The following is a 25,342-nucleotide window of genomic DNA, read 5'->3' on the forward strand; positions in this document are numbered from 1 at the left end:
CGATTACCGCAGCTTGAGGGTCGAGAGGCCGACCATCGCCAGGATGACCGCAACGATCCAGAAGCGGATCACCACCTGGCTCTCCGTCCATCCCTTTTTCTCGAAGTGATGGTGGATCGGCGCCATCAGGAAGACGCGACGGCCGGTGCGTTTGAACCAGAAGACCTGGATGATGACCGACAGCGTTTCGATGACGAAGAGGCCGCCGATGATGATCATGACGATCTCATGCTTGGTGGCGACGGCAACGGTGCCGATCAGGCCGCCGAGCGCAAGCGATCCCGTGTCGCCCATGAAAATCGCCGCCGGCGGCGCATTGAACCAGAGGAAGCCGAGTCCGGCGCCGATCACTGCGCCGAGGATCACCGCGAGTTCGCCGGTGCCCGGCACGAAATGGATCTGCAGGTAGTTGGCGAAGACCGCGTTGCCGGCGAGATAGGCGATCAGCCCGAAGGCCGCCGAGGCGATCATCACCGGCCCGATGGCGAGACCATCGAGTCCGTCGGTCAGGTTCACGGCATTGCCCGCCCCGACGATGACGAAACCGCCGAACAGCACGAAGAAATAGCCGAGATTGAGCATCAGGTCCTTGAAGAACGGAAAGGTCACCGACGAACCGAAGGTCGAGCCAGCGCTGCCGGCAGACAGCGCCGCCTGCATCATGAAGAAGACCGCGATGGCGGCGATGACGAATTCGATGCCAAGGCGTGCCTTGCCGGAGAAGCCCTTGTCCGACTGCTTGGTGACCTTGAGATAGTCGTCGTAGAAGCCGATGGCGCCGAAGCCGAGGGTTACCAACAGCGTCGACACGACATAGATGCTCGAAAGATCAGCCCAGAGCAGCGCCGAGCCGACAATGCCGGCGAGGATCATCAGCCCGCCCATGGTCGGCGTGCCAGCCTTCTTGAAATGCGTCTGCGGCCCGTCGGCGCGGATCGGCTGGCCCTTGCCCTGGCGGATGCGCAGCGACGAGATGATCGCCGGACCGAACAGAAAGACGATCAGGGCGGAGGTGAAGAGAGCTGCACCCGTGCGGAAGGTGATGTAGCGGAAGAGATTGAAGAATTGAAAGTGGTCCGCCAGTTCCACGAGCCAGATGAGCATAAGGGACCTTTCCCCAAAGGTTTAGAATCGGACATCGCCCAACAGAATCATCTGATGAACGATATCCACTTGCACTTGTCCATGTTAGGCCAATTCCCCTGGCCCGGGCCTTATCCACCAGCCTTGGTGGCGCTGCCCTCTATACTTGCCCCGCTTCGGCCGTCTCTTCGGGATATGCATCGAGAAGAGCCTGAACGATCTTGGCGCAACCGGTGCCCTTCGACGATTTGACCATCACCACGTCACCGGCAGCAATCGCGCCGAGCGCGTAGGAGGTGAGATCGCCGATCGCCTCGCGGTGGACAACCGCAACCTCGACCGGCAGCGCGTCGCGCAGATGCGCCATGTCGGGGCCGGCGAGCCAGACATCGGTTATGCCCGCTTCAACGATCGGGTTTGCAAGGGCGGCATGTACGGCGGCAGCATGCTCCCCCATCTCGAGCATGTCGCCGAGAATTGCGATACGGCGCCCGCCGGCCGGCGGCTCGGCGTCGCGCAACAGGGCGATCGCCGCCCGCATTGATGCCGGGTTGGCATTGTAGCTTTCGTCGATCAGTGTCAGGTGACCCCCGCCGATCTTCAGACGGTGCCGCAAGCCCCTGCCCTTTTCCGGCTGCATGGTAGCGAGCGAGGCAAGGACGCGGTCGATATCCGCGCCCGCAAGCTGTGCGGCGGCAATCACCGCGAGGGCATTCTCGGCAATGTGCCGTCCCGGAGCCCCGATCGTCACCTCCAGCGTCCTGCCGCCGATGCCGGCCCATAGCACGGATCGATCGGCGCCGCCGGCGAACTCGATCAGCCGATATTCCGATTTGGGATTGGCGCCGAAGGAATGGATATGGCTGATGCCCGCCGCCGCGGCAGCCCGTTCAAGAAGCTCGAACTGCGGACTGTCGCGGTTGATGACCGCATGCCCACCCTTGACCACACCTTCGAAGATCTCCGCCTTCGCCGCGGCGATCTCGTCGAGGCTCGCAAAATTGCCGAGATGAGCGGCGGCGATGCTGGTGACGACGGCCACATGCGGGCGCACCATGGCGGACAGCGGCCGGATCTCGCCCGGATGGTTCATGCCGATCTCGAAGATGCCGAAATCGGTCGTCTCCGGCATGCGCGCCAATGTCAGCGGCACACCCCAATGATTGTTGAAGGAGGCGACGGAAGCGTGGACGCGCCCGAGCGGCGACAGGACATGCCTCAGCATCTCCTTCGTCGTCGTCTTGCCGACCGAGCCGGTGACCGCGATGACCTTTGCGGCACTCCGGTCGCGCGCAGCGCAGCCGAGGCGGATCATCGCCTCCAGGACGTCGTCGACGACGATCATCGGCGCGATCAATCGCCCGAGTGCGGGAAGCTTTCCTTCGCTGACGACGAGCAGGGAGGCTCCGTTGGCAAGCGCGATGCCGGCATAGTCATGGCCGTCGACGCGATCGCCCCGGATGGCGAAAAAAGCCTCGCCCTTTTCAATCGTGCGGCTGTCGATCGAGATGCCGATGATCCCTTCGGGCAGGTTGCCGACCGGGCGGCCGTTCATGGCGGCCAGCAGGTCGCTGCTTGTCCAGAGCCAGCTCAAGTCAAAGCCCTCCCAACGCCTTGCGTATTTCCGCATGATCGGAGAACGGCAGCGTCACGGAGCCGATCGTCTGCCCCTCCTCATGTCCCTTGCCGGCAACGATCAGCGTATCGCCGGCCTTCAGCATGCCGACGGCAGTCCGGATCGCGTCGGCGCGATCGGCGATTTCGGTGGCCCCCCTGGCACCGGCCATGATCTCCGAGCGGATCACTTCGGGGATTTCCGATCGGGGATTGTCGTCGGTGACGATCACGACATCGGCTAGCCGCGTTGCAACTTCACCCATGATCGGCCGCTTGCCCTTGTCGCGGTCGCCGCCGCAGCCGAAGACGACGATCACCCGGCCGGTGGTGAACGGGCGCACCGATTCCAGCACGTTTTCGAGCGCGTCGGGCTTGTGGGCATAGTCCACATAGGCGAGCGCGCCGTCCTTTGTCTGCCCGACCAGTTCCAGCCGGCCGGAGGCGCCCTGCAGTTTATCGAGCGCCGAGAAGGCTGCTTTCGCTTCGATTCCCGTGGACATGGCAAGGCCCGCCGCGACAAGCGCATTGGCCACTTGGAAATCGCCGGCGAGCGGCACGTGGATTTCGAATATGTCGTCCCCGACATGCACCTCGGCCGACTGCTTGTGGCGGAAGTGCTCGACCCTCTTCAAGCTGATGAAGTCGCCGTTGCGGCCGACGGTGCGCACATCGTGTCCGGCCTTGCTGGCAGCAGTGATCGCCTCGGCCGACCACTGGTCGTCGGCAAAGATCACCGCTGGCGCGCCCTTCGGCAGAAGCGCGCCAAAGAGGCGCATCTTCGAGGCCATGTAGTGCTCGACGGTCGGATGGTAGTCCATGTGATCGCGGCCGAGATTGGTGAAGGCGGCAGCGGCCAATCGGACGCCATCGAGCCGGCTCTGGTCGAGACCGTGGCTGGAAGCCTCCATCGCCGCGTGGGTGACGCCCTCGTCGGCGAGTTCGGCGAGCAGCTTGTGCAGCGATACCGGATCCGGAGTGGTGAGGGAGCCGTAATCGTTGCGGCCCGGCGCCGTGATCCCGGTGGTGCCGATCATCGCCGCCGAAAGCCCGGAATGTGCCCAGATCTGCCGCGTGAAGGAGGCGACGGACGTCTTGCCAGCGGTCCCGGTCACCGCCACCATCGTCGCCGGCTGACGCCCGTAAAAGGCGGCGGCCGCCTTGGCGAGGAAGCGACGCGGATCTGAAAGCAGGAACACCGGCGCACGCGCGTCCGGGTGGGAATCGGCAGCCACGATAGCCGCAGCGCCGCGCGCGATCGCATCGGCGATATAGGCGGCGCCGTTCGCCTTTGTCCCGGCGACAGCCACGAAAAGATCGCCGGGTTTGACCTGCCGGCTGTCGGCCGTGAGGCCGGAGATTTCCGCATTCGCGGAATCACCGTTCAATTGCGCCGAGAGTTCCGGGAAATCTGCTCCCGCCAGGTCCTTGATCTTCATGAACTGCATGTCTCACTTCGATACCGATCCGCTATGACGAATCGCCCGCATTCTCATTTCACGGTCAATAAGACACAAGCAAGGCAGAACCGTCTTCTCCGAATTTCGGTTCGACGCCGAGGAGCGGCGCCGAGCGGCTGATGATGTCGCGCACCATCGGCGCCGCGTTGGAGCCGGCGGTGCGCCCGCCACCTTCGCCGGTCTTCGGCGCGTCGATGAAGGTCAGCACAATATATTTCGGATCGTCGATCGGAAAGGCCGCCAGAAAGGCGTTGAAGTTCAGGTCGTTCGAATAACGGCCATTGACCACCTTATCGGCCGTGCCGGTCTTGCCGCCGACGTTGAAGCCCGGCACGAGCGCTCGCTTGCCAGAACCGGCAATGCCGTTCCAGCGAAGCAGGAACCGCATGTCTTCGCTGGTGCTTTTCTTGACGACCGCGGTCGCAAGCTCGTTCGCCTGCTCTTCCGTGCGCGGCAGGAAGGTCGGCGGTATCAGCTTGCCGCCGTTCACGAGTGCTGCACCGGCGACCGCAGTCTGCAGCGGCGTGGTCGAGACGCCGTGGCCGAAGGAGATGGTGATCGAGTTGATCTTCTTCCATTCGCGCGGCTGGGACGGCGATTTGACCTCGGGCAGTTCCGTCGGCAGCTTGGAAAGCAGGCCGAGGCGGGTGAGGAATTCCTTGTGCCCCGGTATGCCGACGAGGTCGGCGATCTTCGCCGTGCCGATGTTCGACGAATACTGGAAGATTTCCGGAACGGTCAGAACCCGCCGCTTGCCGTGGAAGTCTTTGATGGTGAAGCCGCCGATGCGGATCGGCGCCGTCGCGTCGAAGCTGTCGTTGAGCGTCACCTTGCCGGAATCGAGGCCCATGGCGATGGTGAAGGTCTTGAAGGTGGAGCCCATCTCGAACGTGCCGTTCGACATGCGGTTCATCCAGCCCTCTTCGGCGCCTTCGGCCGGCTTGTTGGGGTCGTAGTCCGGCACCGACGCCATCGCCAGCACCTCGCCGGTATGGACGTCCATGACGACGGCGCCGGCGGCGATCGCCTCATAGTTCTTCATGCCGGAAGCGATGACGTCGCGTACGATGTTCTGGACGCGCACGTCGATCGACAGCTTGACCGGCTCGAGCTTCGCATCGCTGGTCATGCCGATCGCCGCGAGGTCGGCAAGCCCCTGGCTGTCGATGTAGCGCTCCATGCCGGCGACGCCGCGGTTGTCGATATTCACGTGGCCAAGGATATGGGCGGCTGTCGGCCCGCCGGGATAGAAGCGGCGTTTCTCGGGGCGGAAGCCGATTCCCGGAATGCCGAGCGCCAGGATTTCGCTCTGCTGCTTCGGCGTCAATTGCCGGCGCAGCCACTGGAAACGCGAGTTCGACTTGAGCTTGTTGTAGATCTCCCGGGCGTTGAGGTCGGGCAGAACCGTGGCCAGACGCTCAACCGCCTCGTCCGCATCGACGATCTTGTGCGGCTCGGCATAGAGCGAGACGGTGCGGATGTCGGTCGCGAGGATCTCGCCGTTGCGGTCGAGAATGTCGGGGCGCGACGCCATGAGGTTGTCGGCGCGACCGATCGAGGAAACCGTCTCCGGCTGCGCCATGCCGTATTGCACTAGCCGGCCTCCGATCACCGCATAGGCGATGCCGAAGCTTGCGATGACGATCGCAACGCGGCTCTTCGCCTGACTGGCGCTCTTCTTGCGCGTCCCTTGAAACGTGACGTTGACGCTCGCCTCCGCAGGGCGGTTGTTGCCGCCGGCAGAGAAATGCGCCTTGCTCTTCAGCACCATGATACGGGAGAGAAACGACATCAGCGCGCCACCGACCCTGTTGCGATGTTATCGGCATTGATGACGGCGGCGATGCCGTCGTCCGTCTTGACTTTGCCCTTCTTATCCTTGCCTTCCTCCGGCGGCGGCACATCCGCCTTCAGCATCGGCAGTTCCTCGGGCCTAGCGAGTTGCGTCGAGGGCGTCGGCACGAGTTGCAGGTCGGCCGCGAAGGCGCCGACGAGCCGCTCCAGCCGGTTCGGCTGGGTGAGGAGCGCCCAGTCGGCTTTGAGCAGGTCGATCGTGTCCTCCTCGAGCTTGATCGCGGCGTCGAGCCTGCGGACCTCCTCGAGCTTGTTCTCGGCCTGGTGCTTGATCGTGTAGGTGACCGTGGCGGCCCCCGTCATGATGACAATCAGCACGATATCCAGCGTTCTGAGCATCGTTTCTTAGCCCCCTAGTCTGGCAAGGCTCGCCAGCTCCGGCAGGTTGAAAATGGACAGATCGTTTCCCGGCGACGGAGCCTCTGTACGGATACCGGCCCTGAGTTTCGCCGACCGGGCGCGCGGATTGCGGGACGCTTCTTCCTCGCTCGCCGCAATCATAGGCTTGCCGACTGGCGTGAAGGTTGCGTCCCGTGCCGCGACCAGCGGAAGGTGACGCGAGCCGCCGGCCTTGCCCGAGCGGTCCTGGAAAAACGTCTTGACGACCCTGTCTTCGAGAGAATGAAAGGTGACGACGACGAGCCGCCCCCCGGGCTTCAGCACCCGCTCCGCAGCAAAGAGCGCATTGGCGAGTTCGCCGAGTTCGTCGTTGACGAAAATCCGCAGCGCCTGGAAGACGCGCGTTGCCGGATGGATCTTGTCCTTGGCCTTTCGGGGCGTGACGATCTCGATGAGGCCGGCAAGGTCGCGGGTGGTCTCGAAAGGCTGCTCGGCACGGCGTTTCTCGATCGCACGCGCGATTCGGCCCGCCTGCTTCTCCTCGCCCAGGAAGCCGAAGATGCGGATCAGATCGGAGACCTTGGCCCGATTGACCACATCGGCAGCCGTCACGCCGCTTGCCGACATGCGCATGTCGAGCGGCCCCTGCTTCTGGAAGGAGAAGCCGCGCTCCGCCTCATCGATCTGCATGGACGAAACGCCGATGTCGAGCACGACGCCGTCGAGCCCGCCGTCCGGCGTATGGTCCGCCAACTCGGAAAAACGGGAATTGATGAGCTTGAGTCTTCCGCCGGCAGCGACGACCATCGGCTGCCCTGCAGCGATTGCCGTCGGGTCCCGGTCGAGAGCGATCACTTCGGCACCGGCATCGAGGATCGCAGACGTGTAGCCGCCGGCACCGAAGGTGCCATCGAGAACGACCTTGCCGGGCGCCGGATCGAGAGCCGCAACGACCTCGGCGAGCATGACGGGAATGTGACGAACCGGTCCGCCGTCGGCTTCAGAAGCTCTGCCGCCTTGATCCGTCACCATTCCGCCTCTCCCCTCTATTCCGGACGCAGCCCCCGTTGCTTGCGCCCTTCCCGGGCCTCCGCCTGCGCCCTCGCAAACGCCTGCGGCTCCCAGAGCTGAAAATGATCGCCACGCCCCACGAAAGTCACGTCGGTCGAAATGCCGGTGAAGTCGCGGATGAAATCCGTCACCATCAACCGACCCTCCGGGTCGAGCTTCACGAAGACGCCGCCCCCATGAACGAGGAGCGACATCTGGTTGGCCGCATCCGAGAACGGATCCTCGGAGGCCATCTGCCTCTCGAACCGGTCCAGAAGCTCCGGCCCGCCGACGCTGATCGCCGGAAAGACGAAGTCCTGGAAGCAGTATAACTCCCTCGCGCCCGCCTCCGTAAGCACGGCGCGAAACGACGAAGGCACGGAAACCCGCCCCTTCGCATCGATCCGGTTCGTAGCATGTGACAAGAAGCGGTTCATGACGCGAAACGGCCGCCCCCGACTGACGGACCCTGGTCATCGGCCCGAAAGAACACTCGCCTGCGCGCACAAAAGACCCCCGCCGGACACGAGCATGTCCGCCTGAACCTCCCGAGGAAGGCACCCTGGAATTTCGAGATGATGGGCCACGACGCGGCCCTTGCGCAGTACCATTATGGGATAACATGGGACCATATGGGCGTCAATGGGAGAAGCCTGGAAACAGCCTCGCGGATGATCAAATATTGATAGGTTGTTAAGTTTAACGAAGGGTTACGATCGCACCCCTAACGGCTTTGGAATCGCGCAAATAGGCACCTTTCCAGCCACGTTGAGGGCGTGGCTCTTCCGCCGGAATCATCCGCCAATTTGATTCAGAGAAGAATCGCCAGTTGGCCTGTAAGCCGGGTTCTGTATGGCTCCACCTCCGAAGAGGCGAAACGTGGCAGCCATTCATCTGGGACTGCGCTTGCGCACAGCCTCGTGCAACCCACCCGGATGACGGGCCTGGAAACCGGCTGGGCGCTCGCGCGCCCGTGTCATCCCTATTCGGTCTTGCTCCCGGTGGGGTTTACCGTGCCGTCCATGTCGCCATGTCCGCGGTGGGCTCTTACCCCACCCTTTCACCCTTACTCCGCAGGCGGAGCGGTTTGCTTTCTGTGGCACTTTCCCTGGGGTCGCCCCCGCCGGACGTTATCCGGCACCGTGTTTCCGTGGAGCCCGGACTTTCCTCACCCCGCGGCCTTTCGGCACCTGCGAGGCGCGGCTGCCCGGCCAACTGGCAGAGGCTCATTAACCGACCGGAGCGAGAAGCGCTACAAAAAATCGGCGCCCTCACCTCGACATGCTCATCCGCCTATCGATAAGCGACGGCAAAATCGGTCTCGTACTCACCGGCATCAAGGCGGCCGTTCAGCGCCAGCACCGTCCCGAGCCGCCCGATCTCGTCGGAACTCTTCGCCGCCTGGCCGTTGCCGCCGGTGAGAACGGCGATCCGGTCGCCGGCAAAGCCGATATAAGGATAGCCGTGCCGCGTGAACGTGGTGACGCATGGCGAAAAATGCGTCGATTTCGGCTCGAAGCCCGGCATCACACCGGCAAGCAAGCCACGCATATGCGCTGCCGCCTCGGCGCTCGCGCTGCCGCGAAACCATTCGCGAACCGAAGCCTCGTGGGCAAGGACCCTATCGATCGGGTCACCGCCGATCTTGATGTAGTGTTTGCCGTCGGCGTAGGCAACCGGCGGCAGGAGATAATAGCTTTGGTGCTGGTCGGAGGCCGCAGAGATCAGCGACGGCATGCCGCCGAATCGGGCGAGATCGTCGGCGCCGACCTCGGAAAAAAGCACGGTGCGGGCCTTCACCGTCAAGTCGAGTGGCCTCGGCAGCAGCGCTTCGGAGAGCGAAAAACCGCCGGCAGCGACGAGGACGCGCCCGCCGCGAAGCCTGTGTCCGTCGATGGTCGAAACCTCGACCGAACCGGTCCCCGCGTCGACGGCAACGACTTCGGAGCGGATCACCCGCGCACCCAGTCTCTCTGCCGCAACCGTCTGCGCACGAACCAAGGCGCGAGGATTGATATAGCCGGCGCCGCGCGCCTCATGAATGCCGGCATAGTGCCGTGGGAAGTCGAACCATGGAAAGCGCTCGGCGAGCTGCTCGCCGACGATCAAGGGTGCTTCGACACCGAGTCCGTCCCGTGCAAGCGCAACTCTCTCGATATAGTCGAAATCGCCGCCCGGCGCCGGTCCGGCAATCAGGCAGCCGACCTCGTGGTAGAATTCGATCCCGCTTGTCTCGGCGATTTGCCGGTAGCGCTCGATCGAGCGGCGGGCGAGACGCGCCCAAACGGGATTGTTGTCGATCGTGCGGGTGATGCGGGCATTGTCGTAGTGGCTGGCGAAAACGCCCCGGTGGTTCACCCGGTCTTCCGGCTCGTCCGGCCCGACAAGTGCGGCACGGGCCCCTGCCAGGCTCAGGTGGCGCGCCGCCGCGGCCCCCATCATGCCCTTGCCGACGACAACGAAATCAAAGCTTTCCGACATGAATATCCCTCGACGCTTCGCTGCGGGAATAGCATGCCACCCGGGCAATGGCACCGAGCTCTCTCTGAGAATTATTTCGCCGGAACGCGATACCTATCCGGCTGCCCCCTGGATCAGCGAATGGTCCAAGGATCGATCGTCAACCGCTGCTCGCGGAGTGGCGGCTCGTGCCTCGCGTCAATTCAGGATGCTCTTGACCTTGCCGCAATAGCGCTTGGACACCGGGTTCATGCGCTTGGCGCCATGGCCGGCATTGTATTTGAGGATGGTTCCGCAGGTCGTCCCATCCGAAAGCTCCTGGGCCTTCGCCAGATACAGCATGCCGAACTTGATATTGGTGGCCGGATCGTAGAGGCCCTTGGTCGAACCGGAATAGCCCATCATGCGCGCCGTGGCCGGCTTGATCTGCATGAGACCAACTTCACCCGCGCTGCCCCGCGCACTCGCATCGAAATTGCTTTCGACCTGGACGATGGCATGGGCGAGATCGACGGGAACGCCATACTGCTTGGCGTAGCTCTGGATGAGGATCGTGTATTGCGATCCGCGCGTCAGGTCGAATTGGGGAGCCGGATAGCCTGTGGTTCTCGTCACCGAGGGGATTGCGGAAGTCTTGATGGTCTTGTCGACACCCCCTGCATACGACGTACCCATCCCGGCAACGAACATGCCAAAGCATGCCGCCGCCGCAGCAACAAACGCTATTCTCATGTAGTTTGAAGTCTCCGGTCTGGGGAACTGGCCGGACGGCGCACCCCACCGTCACGACCGATTTCCTGATCGTTTTCCTTGACAGGAGCACGGGACTTAAACGCCGCATCTCCTGCGTTGATGGACCGGAAATGAAGGGCCTAACATGGTAAACATGTGGCAAACGCGAAAAAATCGCGCAGCAAAGCATCGAGGCCGCTAAATCAGCGCGCTCGAAAATCGCCGCCTAGGCACCGAAATTCCGTAGTTCCGAGAGCAACCGGTGAAGCGTATCAATGGTGGAAATGTCGGCGATGCCGTCTACCCGCGATTGGCGAAAATGCCGCTGGAAAGCGGCCACCACGCCTTCCGTCCGTTCGCAGAAATCTCCAGTAACTTCAATGTTGTAGCCGTAGAGGGACAGCATCGACTGGAGGGCTTCGACCGGCTGTCCGCGGTCGCCGCGCTGAAAAAAGCGCCCGCCCCCGACAGGCGCCGGTTCAACCCAGTGACCAACCCCGCGGCGAAATAGCCCAATCCAGGGAAAATTTTCTCCCGGATCGACCTTGCGAATCGGGGCCACGTCGCTATGTGCGAGCACCCTTTCGGGTGCGATTTGCCAGCGTTCGCCACAGTCCCGACATAATTCGGCGACCGCGTTGATCTGCGCTTCAGGGAAGTCCGGCAGTCCCGCCGGATGGCCTGCATTGGCGATCTCGACGCCGATCGAGCAGGAATTGATGTCCGTCTCGCCTTTCCAGAAGCTCTTGCCGGCATGCCAGGCGCGGCGCTCCTCCGGCACGAGCTGATCGATGCGGCCGTCCTCGTGAACGAAATAGTGGCTGGAAACCTGACTTTCCTCGCGACAGAGCCAGTCGAGCGCCGAGAGCGCCGTTTCCATGCCGGTATAGTGCAGCACGATCATGTCCGGCCGGCGCCCGCCGGCCCGTTCGCCATGATTAGGTGACGGTACGAAGCGGGCCCCCGGAAAGTCGCAGGTGCTGGCGGTCATGCGGCGCGGCGTTCTCTCTCGATCGCCTCGTAGGCTGCGTTCAACGCGGCCATGCGGTCATTGGCTATCGCATGAAATTCCTCCGGCACGCCGCGCGCCACCAGCATGTCCGGGTGATTCTCGGAGACGAGCACCCGATAGCGCCGGCGGATGTCGGAGAAATCGTCCTTCGGCGAAACACCGAGAACCTGATACGGATCGCGGTCGTCGCCATGGACATGGCGCGCCATGATGCGTTCGAACTGCGCCTCGTCCATGTTGAAGATTTCCGCAACCCGCATCAGATAGGCGAGTTCCTTGTCGTGCACAGCGCCGTCCGACTTCGCGATATGGAAGAGCCCGTCGACGATGTCCTCGAGAATTGGGCAGTTGCGCTCGCAGGACGAGCAGAGCGACGCCATCTTCTCCGCATAGGCCTCATAGCCCGCCACATCCTGGCGTGCGAGGTTGTAGAGCCGAGCGACGTTCTTCGCCTGGTCCGCAGGAAACTTGAAGATATCCCGAAAAGCCGCGACTTCGGCTTCGTTGACGATGCCGTCAGCCTTCGCCATCTTCGCAGACAAGGCGATCATCGCCACCGAGAAAGCCACTTTGCGGCGTGTCTCCGGATCCCCTTCGAAAAGTGTACGGACCGCCTCGACCACACCGGCGAGCGCATTGCCGGTGGCCGTTACGATCTTCAGCAGGCTGTCCCAGAATGACATAAGCGCGATTTTTCCCCTATCCACGACCGAGCATGGCCCGATGTGGTGGCATATTGCAAGCGGCCGTCTGTGCCAAACGTCACCGATGACGGAATTGTGATGGCCCCTCAATAAATCAGCTCGCCGTGAATCTCAAGTGAATTGCACTGATCCTGCGTTTTGCCGCGCTGATGCCGCCCTTTTCAGACATCCACAGTCCTGTCATTTTATTTCCATCGGAATTGCGTTAGACCACCTTCCCGGTCTTTGACCTGCGCAATAGTGACAGGGCGGTCGATCTTTCGAACGATCGCCTGATGCCGAATCCGAGGAGGAAACATGGCCAAGAAGAAAGTCGCAATGCTGACGGCGGGCGGGCTCGCACCCTGTCTTTCATCCGCTGTCGGCGGGCTCATCGAACGCTATACGGATATCGCCCCCGACTACGAACTCGTGGCCTACCGTTCGGGCTATCAGGGCCTGCTTCTCGCCGACCGCATCGAGATCACCAAGGAAATGCGCGAGCGGGCGCATATTCTTCACCGCCACGGCGGATCGCCGATCGGCAACAGCCGCGTGAAGCTCACCAATACGGCCGATTGCGTCAAGCGCGGCCTAGTGAAGGAAGGCGAAAACCCGCTTCGCGTCGCGGCCGAAAGATTGGCTGCCGATGGCATCAGCATCCTGCACACGATCGGCGGCGACGACACCAACACGACCGCTGCCGACCTGGCCGCGTATCTCGGCGCCAACGGCTATGACCTGACCGTCGTCGGCCTGCCGAAGACCGTCGACAACGATGTGGTGCCGATCCGCCAGACCCTCGGCGCCTGGACGGCCGCCGAATACGGCGCACGCTTCTTCGACAATGTCAGCAACGAGCAGAGCGCTGCGCCGCGCACGCTCGTGGTCCACGAGGTAATGGGCCGCCACTGCGGCTGGCTGACGGCAGCGACAGCGCGCGCTTACATTCAGCTGGCCGCCGACAAGGACTATGTCGACGGCTTCATGATGAACGAGCAACTGAAGAACATCGACGGCCTCTATTTGCCCGAGGTGAAGTTCGACCTCGAAGCCGAAGCCGAACGCCTGCGCCAGACCATGGACCGGAACGGCTATGTTACCCTGTTCGTCAGCGAAGGTGCCTGCCTCGACGCAATCGTCGCCGAGCGCGAAGCCGCCGGCGAAACGATCAAGCGCGATGCCTTCGGCCATGTGAAGATCGACACGATCAATGTCGGCAACTGGTTCTCGAAACAGTTCGCCGCCCTGCTCGGCGCCGAGCGCTCGATGGTCCAGAAGTCCGGCTATTACGCCCGCTCCGCACCGGCGAACGGCGACGACCTGCGACTGATCCAGAGCATGGTCGACCTTGCGGTGGAGAGCGCACTCAACAAGGTCTCCGGCGTCACCGGCCACGATGAGGACCAGGGCGGCAGGCTGCGCACCATCGAGTTCCCCCGCATCAAGGGCGGCAAGCATTTCGATACGTCCGCCAAGTGGTTCGGCGACGCCATGGATGCGATCGGCCAGAAGTGGCAGGCAGCGGACTGATCTGAGCTTCTTTCGCACGCTCAATAGCAGTTGACGGCTCCGCGTTTGAATGGCTCCCTCCGATTTCTCGGCTGGACGCCGTTCAAACGCGGAGCTCTTTCATGTCTTTCGAACACTGGTTTGCCTTCGTCGCCGCCTCGGCCGTGTTGCTCGCCATTCCCGGCCCGACTATCCTGCTCGTGATCTCCTATGCGATCAGTCGCGGGCGCAAGGCAGCGGGCGCAACCGTCGCAGGCGTGGCGCTTGGCGATTTCACGGCGATGACCGCGTCCATGCTTGGACTGGGCGCGTTGCTCGCCGCCTCGGCGACGATTTGCACGATCCTCAAATGGATCGGCGCCGCCTATCTCGTCTGGCTCGGAATCAAGCTCTGGAAGACCCCTCTGGGTGTCAGCGGCGCGAATGACGGTGAAGCGCCCGCAACGCAACGGCCGCTGCGGGTATTCCTCCACGCCTATGCCGTGACCGCGCTCAACCCGAAAAGCATCATGTTCTTTGTCGCCTTCCTGCCGCAGTTCCTTGACCTCTCGCGGCCACTTCTTGCGCAGATGGCGATCTTCGAAGCGACATTCCTCGCCCTCGCCGCCGCTAACGCGATGCTCTATGGGTTTCTTGCCTCCGCCGCGGGAGGCGCGATTCGCAAGCCCAGCGTCCGGCGGGTCGTGAACCGCACCGGCGGCTCTTTGCTCATCGGCGCCGGGCTACTTTCGCTCAGCCTGAAGCGTGCAACGGCGTGACATTCGCCCCGCGCTTGCCGCAACCGGCGGCATAGGTTAAGGAAGATTCAAGCGCAGCGGTTGGCAGCTGCTGATTTGCAGGGGCTACGGGGCCCAGAAGCACGAAAGTGACCGCATGGCGAAGATCCGTATTTCCCTTCCGAAACAGGCATTTACCGCCATCGCGCTAACATCGGCAATTGCTTCGGGTTGCTCCACGGTCGAGCACACCTCTCTCGAAGAACTGACGGCCGTGCAAACGGTTACCCCCATTGCGAAGCCCGGAACGGAAATGACGGCTTACGCTCTGCCGGCGCCAATCGGCGTGGCGTCGAGCACCTCCGCCGCGCTGAACACGCAGACGGCCTCGGCACCGGCGGACGTGGCACCAGCTCCGCAAGGCGCGATCGCTGCCGCCTCCGCCGCTCAGCCCAGCATGATGCCGGCGACGGATGCGACGCTCGCCTTCGCGGCTCCCCAGGCGGTTGCGGTGCCCACCGCCAAGCCGGGCCAGGCCTTCGACGCGGCGATGGCAACGCCCGCATCGGCCACTCTCCCGGCTGCCGCGGCTACGCCGGCCGTTGAAAAAAGCGCCGAGGCGCCCGCGACGTCCTCTCTCACGATTGCCGCCTCATGGGAGTCGGATTTCGACACCGGGGAGCCGGTCGGCCTTGAAACCCTGGTGGCCAAGCGCATGATCGTTCCGACGGAGCGGCCCAAGACCGGCGTCATCGGCTCGGCGGTCGGCGCGGTTGCGAGCGTCATCCCCGATTCGTTGAAGCTGACGAAAGCCCCGACCAGTTCCAAGCCGGAACTCGACCGACTGATCAAGCATTACGCCGAGCTCAACGGCCTTCCCCTGGAACTCGTGCATCGGGTCGTCAAGCGCGAGAGCAACTACAATCCGCACGCCTACAGCAGGGGCAATTACGGCCTGATGCAGATCCGGTACAATACCGCGCGGGGCCTCGGCTATGAAGGCCCGCCCGAGGGCCTCTTCGACGCGGAAACCAACCTCAAATATGCGACCAAGTATCTGCGTGGTGCCTGGATGGTCGCCGACAACCAGCACGACGGCGCGGTGAAGCTCTATGCCAGCGGCTATTATTACCACGCCAAGCGCAAGGGCATGCTCGACATGCTGGACATGCAGTAACGGGCCGCTTCCGTCCCTCCCAGCCTATGACATTGCTGATCGGCGCCGCGCTCAATCGAGCGCAGCAATCACCGCGGTTTGCAGCTTCCGTACATCATAACCGCCGCCTCCGGGGGTGAGACCAAGCCGAACGACAGCGAGTCGGAGCGACGGAACGAGCATGATCGATTGCCCGTCATGCCCGAGCATCCAGAACGTGTCGGGCGGGAAATTACCCGTTCCGGCGCGCGTGCCGTTCTCGATAAGCCAGATCTGGCCGGCGCCGTAGTCGCCACCGGATGCGGCAGTCGGGATTCGCATGAACTTCACAAATCCCTCGGGCAGCAGGGCTCTGCCCTGCCAACGGCCATCATCCAGCAGAAATTGGGCAAACCGCGCCCAATCCTGCGCCGTGGCGTACATGTATGAGGAGCCGACGAAAGTGCCCTGCGCATCCGTCTCCATGACGGCGCTGGTCATCCCAAGCGGCTCGAACAGCACCCGGCGGGGATAGGCGAGCGCCTGAGCGGGGCTGTCGAAAGTCTGCATCCACAGGCGCGACAGGACGTTCGTCGTTCCGGTCGAATAGTTGAACCGGGCACCCGGTGCCGCTTCGAGCGGCTTCGAAGCGGCGAACCCGGCCATGTCGCTTTCGAGAAAGAGCATCCGCGTGACATCGGTGACGTCGCCGTAATCCTCGTTGAAGGCAAGCCCGCTCTGCATCGCCAGGAGATCGGCAAGCTTGATCCGCGCTCGTTCATCCCCGCTCCATTCCGGCAGAAGGTTGGCCTTCTCCAGATCCATGCGCCCTTCGGCGATACGCATGCCGACCAGGGCCGCGGTGACCGATTTCGTCATCGACCAGCCAAGCAGACGCGTCTCGCGGTCGAAACCCTGGCCATACGCTTCGCCGACGAGATGCCCATCCTTGACGACAAGGACGGCCCGCATGCCTGAACCGGCCAATTCGGGATCTTCTGCCAGTTTCTGGAATGCCGGGTCGATCTCCGCCTTGTTGCCGACGGGCCAGGCAAGGTCCGGGCTCTTTGCAGCCGCGGCAGCCCCAGTGGCGTTATCGAGCGCCGGCGCGGCCAGCGCCTGCATGGTCCCCTCCGCGGTTACCGTGCAGCCAAGTCCCGGGCGATAGACAGCCCGTGCCGGGGCCGCGAAGCCGAAGATCCTTGCCGTCACCGCATGCTGATCGCGGTCGACCGACACGCTGACGAACTTGAGCAACGGATGACCGGGCGCCTGCACGTCTTCGGCGAGCACCGCCTGCGGGTCTCGTCCCGCCAGGAAGACGTTGGAACAGACGATCTTGGCGGCATAGCCGTCCCCGACCTTGAGCAGTTCCGGTGGAAAGAGGGCCAACCAGCCGACGGCCGCCGCGGCGATCGCAATTAACAAGGCACCGGATTTCCGCAATAAACCCTTCATAGCCGCCTCCTGGGCCACAGGAGATCAGGTTTTCAGGGAAAGGAAAAGTGGATTTACCATGATCGGGAACTCTGTTGAAGAACGCCCGTTCCGGCCGCCTTTCGCTCTTAGAGGTCTCGGCGGAGTGCCGCCGGCCTGTGGGAATCCCGTCATCAAAGTGTAGTCGAGTCGCTCTAGAAGCGCCTTAGTTTCAACTGGATGGCAGGCAAATGACAGAACTCGCCCACGATGCCGGCTTTGGCGGAAAGAACGCCAAGCTGAAGAGCGCGCTTCTCCAGCACCGGGCCCTTTCCCTCGCCGGACTGTCGGAACGCGTGTTCGGGCTGCTCTTCTCCGGCCTGGTCTACCCCCAGATCTGGGAAGATCCGATTGTCGACATGGAAGCAATGCAGATCGAGCCCGGCCACCATATCGTGACTATCGGCTCCGGCGGCTGCAACATGCTGACCTATCTGTCCGCCGGCCCGGCGCACATCGACGTGGTCGACCTCAATCCCCACCATATCGCCTTGAACCGGCTGAAGCTTGCCGCCCTCCGTCACCTGCCGAGTCACAAGGATGTCGTACGGTTCCTGGGCAGTGCCGGCACGCGTTCGAACATCCAGGCCTTCGATCTCTTCATAGCGCCCAAGCTCGATCAAGCCACTCGCACCTACTGGAACGGCCGCGACATGGCGGGTCGCCGCCGCATCGGCGTCTTCGGCCGCAATATCTATCACACCGGCCTTCTCGGCCGCTTCATCGCCGCCAGCCACCTTCTGGCGCGGCTCCACGGCGTCAATCCCGCGGATTTCGTCGAGGCACGCTCCATGCGCGAGCAGCGGCAATTCTTCGACGACAAGCTCGCACCGCTCTTCGACCGGCCGATCATCCGCTGGATCACCGGCCGCAAGAGTTCGCTTTTCGGCCTCGGCATCCCGCCGCAGCAGTTCGACGAACTCGCCAGCCTCAGCCAGGAGAAATCGCTGGCCCAAGTGCTGCGCCATCGTCTCGAAAAGCTGACGTGCCACTTTCCGCTGCGCGAGAACTACTTCGCCTGGCAGGCTTTCGGCCGGCGCTATCCGCTCCCGCACGAGGGCGAGTTGCCGCCCTATCTGCAGACATCCAATTACGAAACTATCCGCAACCACACGGACCGGGTCACGGTCCATCACGAGAGCTTCACCGATTTGCTCGGCCGCAAGCCGGCCTCTTCCGTCGATCGCTATGTGCTCCTCGATGCGCAGGACTGGATGGCCGACCGGCAGCTGAACGACCTCTGGAGCGAAATCACCCGCACCGCCGCGCCGGGCGCCGTGGTGATCTTCCGCACCGCTGCAGAAGCGAGCATCCTGCCGGGACGTCTCTCCGAAGCCCTGCTCGACCAGTGGCACTACGATGCGGAGACTTCGTCGAAGCTCGGTGCCGAGGACCGTTCGGCCATCTATGGTGGCTTCCACATTTACCGGAAGAGAGCATGAGCGGCCCGCCGTCCGTTGGCAACAGCCATGCCCGGCTCATGGACCGGATGTACCGCTACCAGCGCTACATCTATGATTTTACCAGGAAATATTACCTCTTCGCCCGCGACACGCTGATCCGCGAACTGGACGCGCCGCCGGGCGGTTCGGTGCTCGAGATCGGCTGCGGCACCGGGCGTAACCTGGCGATGATCGGCGATCTCTATCCAACGGCACGCCTTTTCGGTCTCGACATCTCCGCCGAGATGCTCGCAACCGCCAAGGCGAAGCTTCGGCGCCACGGACGGCCGGATGCAAACCTGCGCATAGCCGACGCGACGAACTTCACTGCCGCCTCTTTCGGTGAGGCGGGCTTTGACCGAATCGTCATCTCCTATGCGCTGTCGATGATTCCCGACTGGCAGAAGGCGGTCGACGCGGCGATCGACGCCCTCCATCCGGGCGGCTCGCTGCATGTCGCCGATTTCGGCCAGCAGGAGGGATGGCCGGGCGGCTTCCGCCGCCTCCTCCAGGGCTGGCTGAAGCGCTTTCACGTCACGCCACGCGAATCGCTGTTCGACGTCATGCGCGCCAGGGCCGAGCGGGACGGCGCCGCACTGGAGCTCAGGACGATCGGCAGAGGCTATGCATGGATCGCTGTCTACCGCCGTCCGGCGGACGTGCAGGCTCCGTGATCGGCCAGCGCGACAGCAATGCAATTGCCGCTTGAGCTAACTCAAATTTTACGATGTTATGGTGAAAAGGAGGTCAAGCCTCCCTGGGGACATCACCATCATGGAAACCATCGCGTGAGGCAGGATCGTCGTTCGTCTGCAAACGGAACCCTCATGCGCCGGCTCCTCCTGGCTTTGCTGCCCATCGCCACCATTCTCTCCGCCTGCACGTCCACCGACTACGACCTCGTGCGCACGGCCTCCATACCGCCGCGCTTCCAGGACACCGATCCGCAGGATTTCGGCGATCGCACACCGCACCATCACAGCGTCCACGGCATCGACGTTTCCAAATGGAACGGCGACATCGACTGGATGAGGGTCAAGAACTCCGGCGTTTCCTTCGCCTTCATCAAGGCAACCGAGGGCAAGGACCGCGTCGATTCGCGCTTCCACGAATATTGGCCGCGCGCGCGCGCCGCCGGGCTCGCCTATGCCCCCTACCATTTCTACTATTTCTGCTCGAGCGCGGACGCGCAGGCCGACTGGTTCATCGCCAATGTACCGAGGAGCGCTGTCCATCTGCCGCCGGTTCTCGATGTCGAGTGGAACGGCGAATCGAAGACCTGCCGCTACCGCCCGTCGCCGGACACCGTGCGCTCCGAGATGAAGCGGTTCATGGACCGCTTGGAAGCGCATTACGGCAAGCGGCCGATCATCTACACCTCCGTCGATTTCCACCGCGACAATCTCGTCGGCGCCTTCAACGACTATCACTTCTGGGTGCGTTCCGTCGCCAAGCACCCCAAGGACATTTACGTCGACCGACGCTGGGCCTTCTGGCAATACACCAGCACCGGAGTCATTCCGGGCATCGAAGGCCATACCGACATCAACGCCTTCGCGGGCTCCGCCAAGAATTGGAAGAAATGGGTGGCGGCGGTTTCGCAATAGGCGAGAATGCCGCCCGCACCGACGCCTGGCGGACCGATTTCTTCATTCGGTCATAATGCTCTGAGAAAGCACCGGCATATTGATCTGCGCAATTTCGCAAGCCCGACGGCCGCGCCAGGCCACGCGGGCCCTCGAAAGGAATTATGATGATTGGCAAGGCTCGCAACGCGTTCCTCACCCTTGGCCTGCTCGCCCTCTCCAGCACCTCGGCGCTGGCTCAGACGCAGCCCCAACCGCAGACCCCCGTTGCCTGCGGCGGCGATCTCGCTGCCTTTCTGGAGGGCGTCAAGGCCGAGGCGATCGGCAAGGGCATCCCCGCCGATGTCGCGGACCGGGCGCTCGCCGGGGCGGCCATCGACCAGAAGGTATTGAGTCGCGACCGCGCCCAGGGCGTGTTCAAGCAGACCTTCACCGAGTTTTCCAAGCGCACCGTCAGCAAGGCGCGGCTCGACATCGGCGCCCAGAAGATGAAGGAATATGCCGACGTCTTCGCCCGCGCGGAGAGTGAGTTCGGCGTGCCGGCGCCGGTGATCACGGCGTTCTGGGCGATGGAAACCGATTTCGGCGCCGTTCAGGGCGATTTCAACACACGCAATGCGCTGGTGACGCTGGCGCATGACTGCCGCCGGCCGGAAATGTTCCGGCCGCAGCTCCTTGCCGCCATCGAAATGGTCCAGCACGGCGATCTCGACCCGGCGGTGACCACGGGCGCCTGGGCCGGCGAGATCGGTCAGGTGCAGATGCTGCCGGAGGACATCATCGCCTATGGCATCGATGGCGACGGCGATGGGCACGTAAATCTGAAGAAGAGCGCGCCGGATTCAATTCTGACCGCGGCGAAGTTTATCCAGAGCCTCGGCTTCACCGCGGGACAGCCCTGGATCCAGGAAGTCAGCGTGCCGGATGAACTGCCCTGGGAAAAGACGGGCCTGCAGGCGGGCATGACGGCGGGCGACTGGTTCGCTCTTGGCGTCACTCCGCGCGACGGCAATACCTCGCATGGGTCGCTTGAGGCCTCGCTGGTGCTGCCCCAGGGGCGAAAGGGCGTAGCCTTCCTGACCTACCCGAACTTCAAGATCTATCTCGAATGGAACCAGTCGTTCATCTATACGACGTCGGCCGCCTATTTCGCCACCCGCCTCGCCGGCGCCCCGCCCTACCAGGCCGGCAATCCGGAACCGGGCCTCGGCGATGCGGAGATGAAGGCACTGCAGACGAAGCTGCAGGCGCTCGGCCACGACGTCGGCAAGATCGACGGTATTCTCGGCTCGGGCACACGCACGGCCCTGCAGAAGGAGCAGCTGAAACTCGGCCTGCCGGCCGACGGTTGGGCGACGCCGGATCTGCTCCAGGCGCTCTGACGCCAAAATCGAAACCCCTGAGCAATTTCGCAAGAAGCGGGTGGCAACGCCCGCTTCTTCGCATTATCGCTTGCGCAATCGCAAATTGCTGGATTGGATACGCCCGGCGAATCCAATCCGGCTTCGATCGCAGCAGGGCCCAAATGCTATCATCCGGCAGAACCGCCACCACCCACATGACCCTGCGGCTTTGGCTGCTGCTGATGCTGCTCGGCCTGATCTGGGGCGGGTCTTTCTTTTTCGCCCGCGTGGCGGTTGCCCATGTCCCGCCCTTCACGCTCGTGCTGCTGCGCCTCAGCCTCGCCGCGATCGCCCTGCACATCTACTTGCGCGGCAATCATGGCCTCTACCCGGCGCTCGTTGGACGCTGGCGGGAATTTCTGGTCATGGGCCTCGTCAACAACGCCATTCCGCATGCTTTCATCTTTCTCGGCCAGACCCATATCGGTGCCGGGCTGGCCGCCATTCTGAACGCGACGACGCCCGTCTGGACGGTGCTCATTGCCAATGTCGCAACGGAAGACGAGCGCTTGACCGCGGCCAAGATCAGCGGCTGTCTGCTCGGGCTCACCGGCACCGTGGTGCTCATCGGCCCGAGCGCGTTAGCAGGCCTTTTCGGGGACGCGGGGGACGTACCGCTCTGGGCCCTCGTCCTGCCGGTTCTCGCGGCCGTGAGCTATGGCCTGTCCGCCACCTACGGCAAGCGCTTTCGCAATCTGGCGCCGCCGGTGACGGCCGCCGGACAACTGACGGCCTCGACCATCGTCATGCTGCCGGTCGCCGCCTTCGTGGACACCCCATGGATCCTCCCGATGCCGCCGCTCTCCGCCGTGCTGGCGATCCTCGGCCTGGCGCTCGTCTCGACCGCCTATGCCTATATTCTGTTCTTCCGCATCATGGCGGAGGCCGGTGCCACCAACACGTCGCTGGTCACGCTTCTCGTGCCGCCAAGCGCGATTCTTCTCGGCTATCTCTTCCTTGGCGAGACGCTGCAGGTCACCGACCTCGCCGGGATGGCGCTGATCGCGGCGGGCCTCGCCGTCCTCGATGGGCGCATGTTGCGGCCGCGCTCGTCGACCTGAGGGGAATCAAAAACAGCTGCCGGGTACGGCTTTGAGACGCTTCACAGACCGTTACAAGCGTTCACATTAACCTTCCGGCAGCAATTGTGAAAATAATGTGGCATTTGATTCATAAAACGATTCAGACACTTAGGGCTGTGAATATCGGAGCTGGGATACACGGTTTTCGCGCTGCAGCACAAGTTTCGCTTTTATGCGCCGCTTTTTGGCCCTATGTTTTACCCGTCAACGCAGGGAGGATCCTATGGGACTTACACATTCGTTGAATGTCCTCATGATCAGTGCAGCGTTCGCATTCGTGGCGGTTATGCTCTTCGTCTGACGAAAGGCCGCTGAAAGTCCAAACCGAGGGACTTAAATTTCCGGAAACTCCAATTTTCAGCAGAAGAGGTAACGAAGGCCGCTCCGAGAGCACCCGGCCAGAGCTGCGACATCAGAAAAGCCCATGAACGACGAACCGTTCATGGGCTTTCGCTTCTCTTGGAGTCGGATTCAGGCCTACAGCGCCGCGCGTCTTTTCAGACGCGCGAAGGACGCTGTAACACTTTGAATCTACGCATCGTGCTTTCCGAAAATCCATTCCGATTTTCGCGCCGATGCGCTAAGCCGTAGCGACCGCCGGATAGGAGGGTGCGGCGGCGGGCCTGAGCGGTCGGCGCTGATAGCCGACCAGTTCACAGACGGCCGCGATGAGCGGCGACCGGTTCATCGTATAAAGGTGGAAGTCGCGTAGACCCCGACGCGCCAAATCGACGATCTGTTCGGCAGCGATATGGCTCGCCTCCTTGAACCGCTCCTCCGGCTGGTCGTCGAGATGAGCAAGCCGCGAGATGATCGCCTCCGGTACCTTCGAGCCGCAAAGTCCGGCGAAACGGATGACCTGCGTCAGATTGTTGATCGGCAGGATGCCCGGGACGACCGGGATCTGCACGCCGGCGCGCCGCACCCGCTCGAGATATCGTTCGAAATCGTCATTGTCGAAGAAGAACTGGGTGATCGCGCGCGTGGCGCCGCTGTCGACCTTGCGCTTCAGCATGTCGATATCGGCCGCGACATCAGCGCTCTCCGGGTGCTTTTCCGGATAGGCGGAGACGGAAATCTCGAAATCGCCGCGGGCACGAAGCGCCTTGACGAGCGACGCCGAGCTTTCATATCCGCCCGGAAAGGGCTCGTAGGCGCTGCCGATACCGCCTTGCGGATCACCCCTCAGCGCTACGAAATGCCGGACGCCACAGGCGACGAACTCGTCGATCACCGCATCGACTTCGGCTTTCGGCGCGCCGACGCAGGTCAGGTGGGCCGCCGTGTTGTTCAGCCCCATCTCCCCAATCATCCGCTTGACCGTGGTCAACGAACGCGCCTTGGTCGAGCCGCCGGCTCCGTAGGTCACCGTCTGAAATGCCGGCGCGAAGACCGAGAGATCCGATATGGTCTGGAAGAGCTGGATTTCCATCTCTTCGTTCTTCGGCGGAAAGTATTCGAAGGAAAGTCTGAGATTGCCGCGCTCCGCGGGATAAAGCGTCCGTGCGTTCATTCTCAAATTCCCCCCGCCTGTAGGCGCTGTCGCGGCATATCGGCCACAGCGGCAGCCCGCTCGTCGCGCGCCAGCCAGATCGTGACCGTCAGTTTCCCCTCTTCCCCGCCTTCCGGGGCAAGATCCGTCGTCTTCTCGAGTGTCAGTCCGGCCTTCTGCAGCCAATCGGCCATCGTCTGATGGGCAAAGCCAAGGCGGGCGTGAGCGTGCTCGTTGCGCAGATATTCGAGGCCGTGCGGGGCAAAATCGATGATCACGAGCCGCCCTCCGGGCACGAGCATGCGCGCCGCCTCGGCGATCGCCGCCTCCGGATCTTCGAGGAAGTGGAGCACCTGATGGATCGTCACGAGGTCGAAGGACTGGCCGTCCAGCGGCAGGTTGAAGATGTCGCCGTGGCGGATCGAAGCCTTGGTGATGCCGGCCCGGTCGAGATTGGAACGTGCCACCGCCAGCATGTCACGGCTGGCGTCGACGCCGATACCGCGCCGGTAGAGCCCCTCGAAGAGCTGCAGGATGCGGCCCGTGCCGGTTCCGAGATCGAGCAGGCTGTCGACCGGTTCGTCGCCGACCATCGTCTTCAAGGCTGCCTCGACGTCGCCTTCGCTGACATGCAGGCGCCTCAGCTCGTCCCACTCGGCAGCGTTGCGGCTGAAATAGGCCTGGGCCTTCTCGGCGCGCGCCTTCTTCAGGGTCGCAAGCCGAATGGAATCTCTGGCAAGGATCGCATCGTCCGGTGCCGACGCCGCGAGAAGCTCGCGGACAAGCGCGACCCGCCCGCCCTCCTGCCGTAGACGGAAATAGGCCCAGGCGCCCTCCTGGTAGCGATCGATCAGCGCCACTTCCGCAAGCAGTTTCAGGTGCCGGGAAATGCGAGGCTGCGACTGGCCGAGAATTTCGGTAAGATCGGTCACGGTCAGATCGCCGGCCGCAAGCAGCGCCAGAAGACGCATACGCGTCGGCTCGCCCGCCGCCTTCAGGACGTCGACCAAGGCATCCAAGCCAAGCGTTCCACGGTTCGTCATCGCGATCCTCATCAACACATAAAGATATGTTTATGTGATTTGAAGACGGCGCGCAAGCGGGATTTGCGCGGAAAGGCAAGGAGATGACGCTTCCCGGACATGAAAGCGGGCAGACCTTACGATCCGCCCGCGCAGCGATGTTACGAGTTGGACGCGGCAGCCGCGGAC

General features: G+C 63.0%; 22 protein-coding genes and 1 other RNA gene. 8 read left to right on the forward strand and 15 right to left on the reverse strand.

The features are described 5' to 3' along the window. Window positions 1–3 precede the first annotated feature (3 nt). From mraY to NXT3_RS12395, 12 genes are all read right to left on the reverse strand, one after another. Window positions 4–1,104, reverse strand: coding sequence for a phospho-N-acetylmuramoyl-pentapeptide-transferase (gene mraY / locus NXT3_RS12340; protein ID WP_037415455.1), 1,101 nt, complete (start codon window positions 1,102–1,104; stop codon window positions 4–6). Between the two features lie 139 nt (window positions 1,105–1,243). Further along, window positions 1,244–2,677 (reverse strand): UDP-N-acetylmuramoylalanyl-D-glutamyl-2,6-diaminopimelate--D-alanyl-D-alanine ligase, encoded by a 1,434-nt coding sequence (locus NXT3_RS12345; RefSeq protein WP_104839420.1) that lies wholly within the window; start codon window positions 2,675–2,677, stop codon window positions 1,244–1,246. A 1-nt stretch (window position 2,678) separates the two neighbouring features. Then, the gene (locus tag NXT3_RS12350; protein WP_104839994.1) at window positions 2,679–4,136 is read right to left on the reverse strand and encodes a UDP-N-acetylmuramoyl-L-alanyl-D-glutamate--2,6-diaminopimelate ligase; all 1,458 of its coding nucleotides are present in this window, start codon (window positions 4,134–4,136) and stop codon (window positions 2,679–2,681) included. Window positions 4,137–4,200: 64 nt separating this feature from the next. Further along, window positions 4,201–5,949 carry a peptidoglycan D,D-transpeptidase FtsI family protein gene (locus tag NXT3_RS12355; protein ID WP_097525329.1) on the reverse strand — a complete coding sequence of 583 codons (1,749 nt, stop codon included), beginning with the start codon at window positions 5,947–5,949 and terminating at the stop codon, window positions 4,201–4,203. Then, the gene (ftsL, locus tag NXT3_RS12360; RefSeq protein ID WP_037415446.1) at window positions 5,949–6,350 is read right to left on the reverse strand and encodes a cell division protein FtsL; all 402 of its coding nucleotides are present in this window, start codon (window positions 6,348–6,350) and stop codon (window positions 5,949–5,951) included. Before ftsL ends, NXT3_RS12355 begins: the two co-directional genes overlap by 1 nt. A 6-nt stretch (window positions 6,351–6,356) precedes the next feature. Continuing rightward, window positions 6,357–7,382 carry a 16S rRNA (cytosine(1402)-N(4))-methyltransferase RsmH gene (rsmH, locus tag NXT3_RS12365; protein ID WP_097538085.1) on the reverse strand — a complete coding sequence of 342 codons (1,026 nt, stop codon included), beginning with the start codon at window positions 7,380–7,382 and terminating at the stop codon, window positions 6,357–6,359. Between the two features lie 14 nt (window positions 7,383–7,396). After that, window positions 7,397–7,837 (reverse strand): division/cell wall cluster transcriptional repressor MraZ, encoded by a 441-nt coding sequence (mraZ, locus tag NXT3_RS12370; protein ID WP_037415440.1) that lies wholly within the window; start codon window positions 7,835–7,837, stop codon window positions 7,397–7,399. A 384-nt stretch (window positions 7,838–8,221) separates the two neighbouring features. Further along, an RNA gene (rnpB, locus tag NXT3_RS12375) (RNase P RNA component class A) lies at window positions 8,222–8,619 on the reverse strand. Between the two features lie 74 nt (window positions 8,620–8,693). Further along, window positions 8,694–9,881, reverse strand: a complete 1,188-nt coding sequence (locus tag NXT3_RS12380; RefSeq protein WP_097538084.1) for an NAD(P)/FAD-dependent oxidoreductase — start codon at window positions 9,879–9,881, stop codon at window positions 8,694–8,696. Window positions 9,882–10,058: 177 nt separating this feature from the next. Next, window positions 10,059–10,592, reverse strand: a complete 534-nt coding sequence (locus NXT3_RS12385; RefSeq protein ID WP_037415434.1) for a lytic transglycosylase domain-containing protein — start codon at window positions 10,590–10,592, stop codon at window positions 10,059–10,061. A 226-nt stretch (window positions 10,593–10,818) separates the two neighbouring features. Then, window positions 10,819–11,583, reverse strand: coding sequence for an N-acetylmuramoyl-L-alanine amidase (locus NXT3_RS12390; RefSeq protein ID WP_104839421.1), 765 nt, complete (start codon window positions 11,581–11,583; stop codon window positions 10,819–10,821). Continuing rightward, window positions 11,580–12,287, reverse strand: coding sequence for a J domain-containing protein (locus NXT3_RS12395; protein WP_037415427.1), 708 nt, complete (start codon window positions 12,285–12,287; stop codon window positions 11,580–11,582). The genes NXT3_RS12390 and NXT3_RS12395 overlap by 4 nt, the downstream gene beginning before the upstream one ends. Before the next feature lie 318 nt (window positions 12,288–12,605). Here NXT3_RS12395 and NXT3_RS12400 point away from each other — a divergent pair, with 318 nt between their 5' ends. The 3 genes from NXT3_RS12400 to NXT3_RS12410 all read left to right on the forward strand — a co-directional run bounded on the left by NXT3_RS12400 (window position 12,606) and on the right by NXT3_RS12410 (window position 15,692). Further along, window positions 12,606–13,820 carry a pyrophosphate--fructose-6-phosphate 1-phosphotransferase gene (locus NXT3_RS12400; protein ID WP_104839422.1) on the forward strand — a complete coding sequence of 405 codons (1,215 nt, stop codon included), beginning with the start codon at window positions 12,606–12,608 and terminating at the stop codon, window positions 13,818–13,820. Between the two features lie 101 nt (window positions 13,821–13,921). After that, entirely contained in the window at window positions 13,922–14,557 is a 636-nt protein-coding gene (locus NXT3_RS12405; protein ID WP_104839423.1) for a LysE family translocator, read from the forward strand. 115 nt (window positions 14,558–14,672) lie between these two features. Further along, the gene (locus NXT3_RS12410; protein WP_104839424.1) at window positions 14,673–15,692 is read left to right on the forward strand and encodes a lytic transglycosylase domain-containing protein; all 1,020 of its coding nucleotides are present in this window, start codon (window positions 14,673–14,675) and stop codon (window positions 15,690–15,692) included. Between the two features lie 51 nt (window positions 15,693–15,743). On the opposite strand, the gene NXT3_RS12415 is transcribed toward NXT3_RS12410, so the two are convergent. Continuing rightward, the gene (locus NXT3_RS12415) at window positions 15,744–17,108 is read right to left on the reverse strand and encodes a serine hydrolase domain-containing protein (protein ID WP_104839425.1); all 1,365 of its coding nucleotides are present in this window, start codon (window positions 17,106–17,108) and stop codon (window positions 15,744–15,746) included. 209 nt (window positions 17,109–17,317) lie between these two features. Here NXT3_RS12415 and NXT3_RS12420 point away from each other — a divergent pair, with 209 nt between their 5' ends. From NXT3_RS12420 to NXT3_RS12440, 5 genes are all read left to right on the forward strand, one after another. Next, window positions 17,318–18,568, forward strand: coding sequence for a BtaA family protein (locus NXT3_RS12420; RefSeq protein WP_104839426.1), 1,251 nt, complete (start codon window positions 17,318–17,320; stop codon window positions 18,566–18,568). Beyond that, window positions 18,565–19,242, forward strand: a complete 678-nt coding sequence (locus tag NXT3_RS12425; protein ID WP_104839427.1) for a class I SAM-dependent methyltransferase — start codon at window positions 18,565–18,567, stop codon at window positions 19,240–19,242. Before NXT3_RS12420 ends, NXT3_RS12425 begins: the two co-directional genes overlap by 4 nt. 153 nt (window positions 19,243–19,395) lie before the next feature. Then, window positions 19,396–20,175, forward strand: coding sequence for a glycoside hydrolase family 25 protein (locus NXT3_RS12430; RefSeq protein WP_037415391.1), 780 nt, complete (start codon window positions 19,396–19,398; stop codon window positions 20,173–20,175). A gap of 146 nt (window positions 20,176–20,321) precedes the next feature. Continuing rightward, window positions 20,322–21,536, forward strand: a complete 1,215-nt coding sequence (locus NXT3_RS12435) for a lytic murein transglycosylase (protein WP_104839995.1) — start codon at window positions 20,322–20,324, stop codon at window positions 21,534–21,536. Between the two features lie 143 nt (window positions 21,537–21,679). Further along, window positions 21,680–22,618, forward strand: coding sequence for a DMT family transporter (locus NXT3_RS12440; RefSeq protein ID WP_104839428.1), 939 nt, complete (start codon window positions 21,680–21,682; stop codon window positions 22,616–22,618). Between the two features lie 601 nt (window positions 22,619–23,219). Here NXT3_RS12440 and metF read toward each other — a convergent pair. Further along, window positions 23,220–24,152, reverse strand: a complete 933-nt coding sequence (metF, locus tag NXT3_RS12445; protein ID WP_104839429.1) for a methylenetetrahydrofolate reductase [NAD(P)H] — start codon at window positions 24,150–24,152, stop codon at window positions 23,220–23,222. A 2-nt stretch (window positions 24,153–24,154) separates the two neighbouring features. Further along, entirely contained in the window at window positions 24,155–25,174 is a 1,020-nt protein-coding gene (locus NXT3_RS12450; protein WP_097538074.1) for an ArsR/SmtB family transcription factor, read from the reverse strand. Window positions 25,175–25,342 lie beyond the last annotated feature (168 nt).

It is taken from the genome of Sinorhizobium fredii (assembly GCF_002944405.1).
Lineage (GTDB): Bacteria > Pseudomonadota > Alphaproteobacteria > Rhizobiales > Rhizobiaceae > Sinorhizobium > Sinorhizobium fredii_C.

Bases quoted from the DNA above. Each gene is read 5' to 3' on its own strand.
- NXT3_RS12425 (WP_104839427.1), top strand. From the start codon at position 18,565: ATGAGCGGCCCGCCGTCCGTTGGCAACAGCCATGCCCGGCTCATGGAC.
- NXT3_RS12435 (WP_104839995.1), top strand. From the start codon at position 20,322: ATGATTGGCAAGGCTCGCAACGCGTTCCTCACCCTTGGCCTGCTCGCC.
- mraY (WP_037415455.1), bottom strand. From the start codon at position 1,104: ATGCTCATCTGGCTCGTGGAACTGGCGGACCACTTTCAATTCTTCAAT.
- ftsL (WP_037415446.1), bottom strand. From the start codon at position 6,350: ATGCTCAGAACGCTGGATATCGTGCTGATTGTCATCATGACGGGGGCC.
- NXT3_RS12385 (WP_037415434.1), bottom strand. From the start codon at position 10,592: ATGAGAATAGCGTTTGTTGCTGCGGCGGCGGCATGCTTTGGCATGTTC.
- NXT3_RS12390 (WP_104839421.1), bottom strand. From the start codon at position 11,583: ATGACCGCCAGCACCTGCGACTTTCCGGGGGCCCGCTTCGTACCGTCA.
- metF (WP_104839429.1), bottom strand. From the start codon at position 24,152: ATGAACGCACGGACGCTTTATCCCGCGGAGCGCGGCAATCTCAGACTT.
- NXT3_RS12410 (WP_104839424.1), top strand. From the start codon at position 14,673: ATGGCGAAGATCCGTATTTCCCTTCCGAAACAGGCATTTACCGCCATC.
- NXT3_RS12450 (WP_097538074.1), bottom strand. From the start codon at position 25,174: ATGACGAACCGTGGAACGCTTGGCTTGGATGCCTTGGTCGACGTCCTG.
- NXT3_RS12400 (WP_104839422.1), top strand. From the start codon at position 12,606: ATGGCCAAGAAGAAAGTCGCAATGCTGACGGCGGGCGGGCTCGCACCC.
- NXT3_RS12395 (WP_037415427.1), bottom strand. From the start codon at position 12,287: ATGTCATTCTGGGACAGCCTGCTGAAGATCGTAACGGCCACCGGCAAT.
- NXT3_RS12355 (WP_097525329.1), bottom strand. From the start codon at position 5,949: ATGTCGTTTCTCTCCCGTATCATGGTGCTGAAGAGCAAGGCGCATTTC.
- NXT3_RS12420 (WP_104839426.1), top strand. From the start codon at position 17,318: ATGACAGAACTCGCCCACGATGCCGGCTTTGGCGGAAAGAACGCCAAG.
- NXT3_RS12380 (WP_097538084.1), bottom strand. From the start codon at position 9,881: ATGTCGGAAAGCTTTGATTTCGTTGTCGTCGGCAAGGGCATGATGGGG.
- mraZ (WP_037415440.1), bottom strand. From the start codon at position 7,837: ATGAACCGCTTCTTGTCACATGCTACGAACCGGATCGATGCGAAGGGG.
- NXT3_RS12440 (WP_104839428.1), top strand. From the start codon at position 21,680: ATGCTATCATCCGGCAGAACCGCCACCACCCACATGACCCTGCGGCTT.
- rsmH (WP_097538085.1), bottom strand. From the start codon at position 7,382: ATGGTGACGGATCAAGGCGGCAGAGCTTCTGAAGCCGACGGCGGACCG.
- NXT3_RS12430 (WP_037415391.1), top strand. From the start codon at position 19,396: ATGCGCCGGCTCCTCCTGGCTTTGCTGCCCATCGCCACCATTCTCTCC.
- NXT3_RS12415 (WP_104839425.1), bottom strand. From the start codon at position 17,108: ATGAAGGGTTTATTGCGGAAATCCGGTGCCTTGTTAATTGCGATCGCC.
- NXT3_RS12405 (WP_104839423.1), top strand. From the start codon at position 13,922: ATGTCTTTCGAACACTGGTTTGCCTTCGTCGCCGCCTCGGCCGTGTTG.
- NXT3_RS12350 (WP_104839994.1), bottom strand. From the start codon at position 4,136: ATGAAGATCAAGGACCTGGCGGGAGCAGATTTCCCGGAACTCTCGGCG.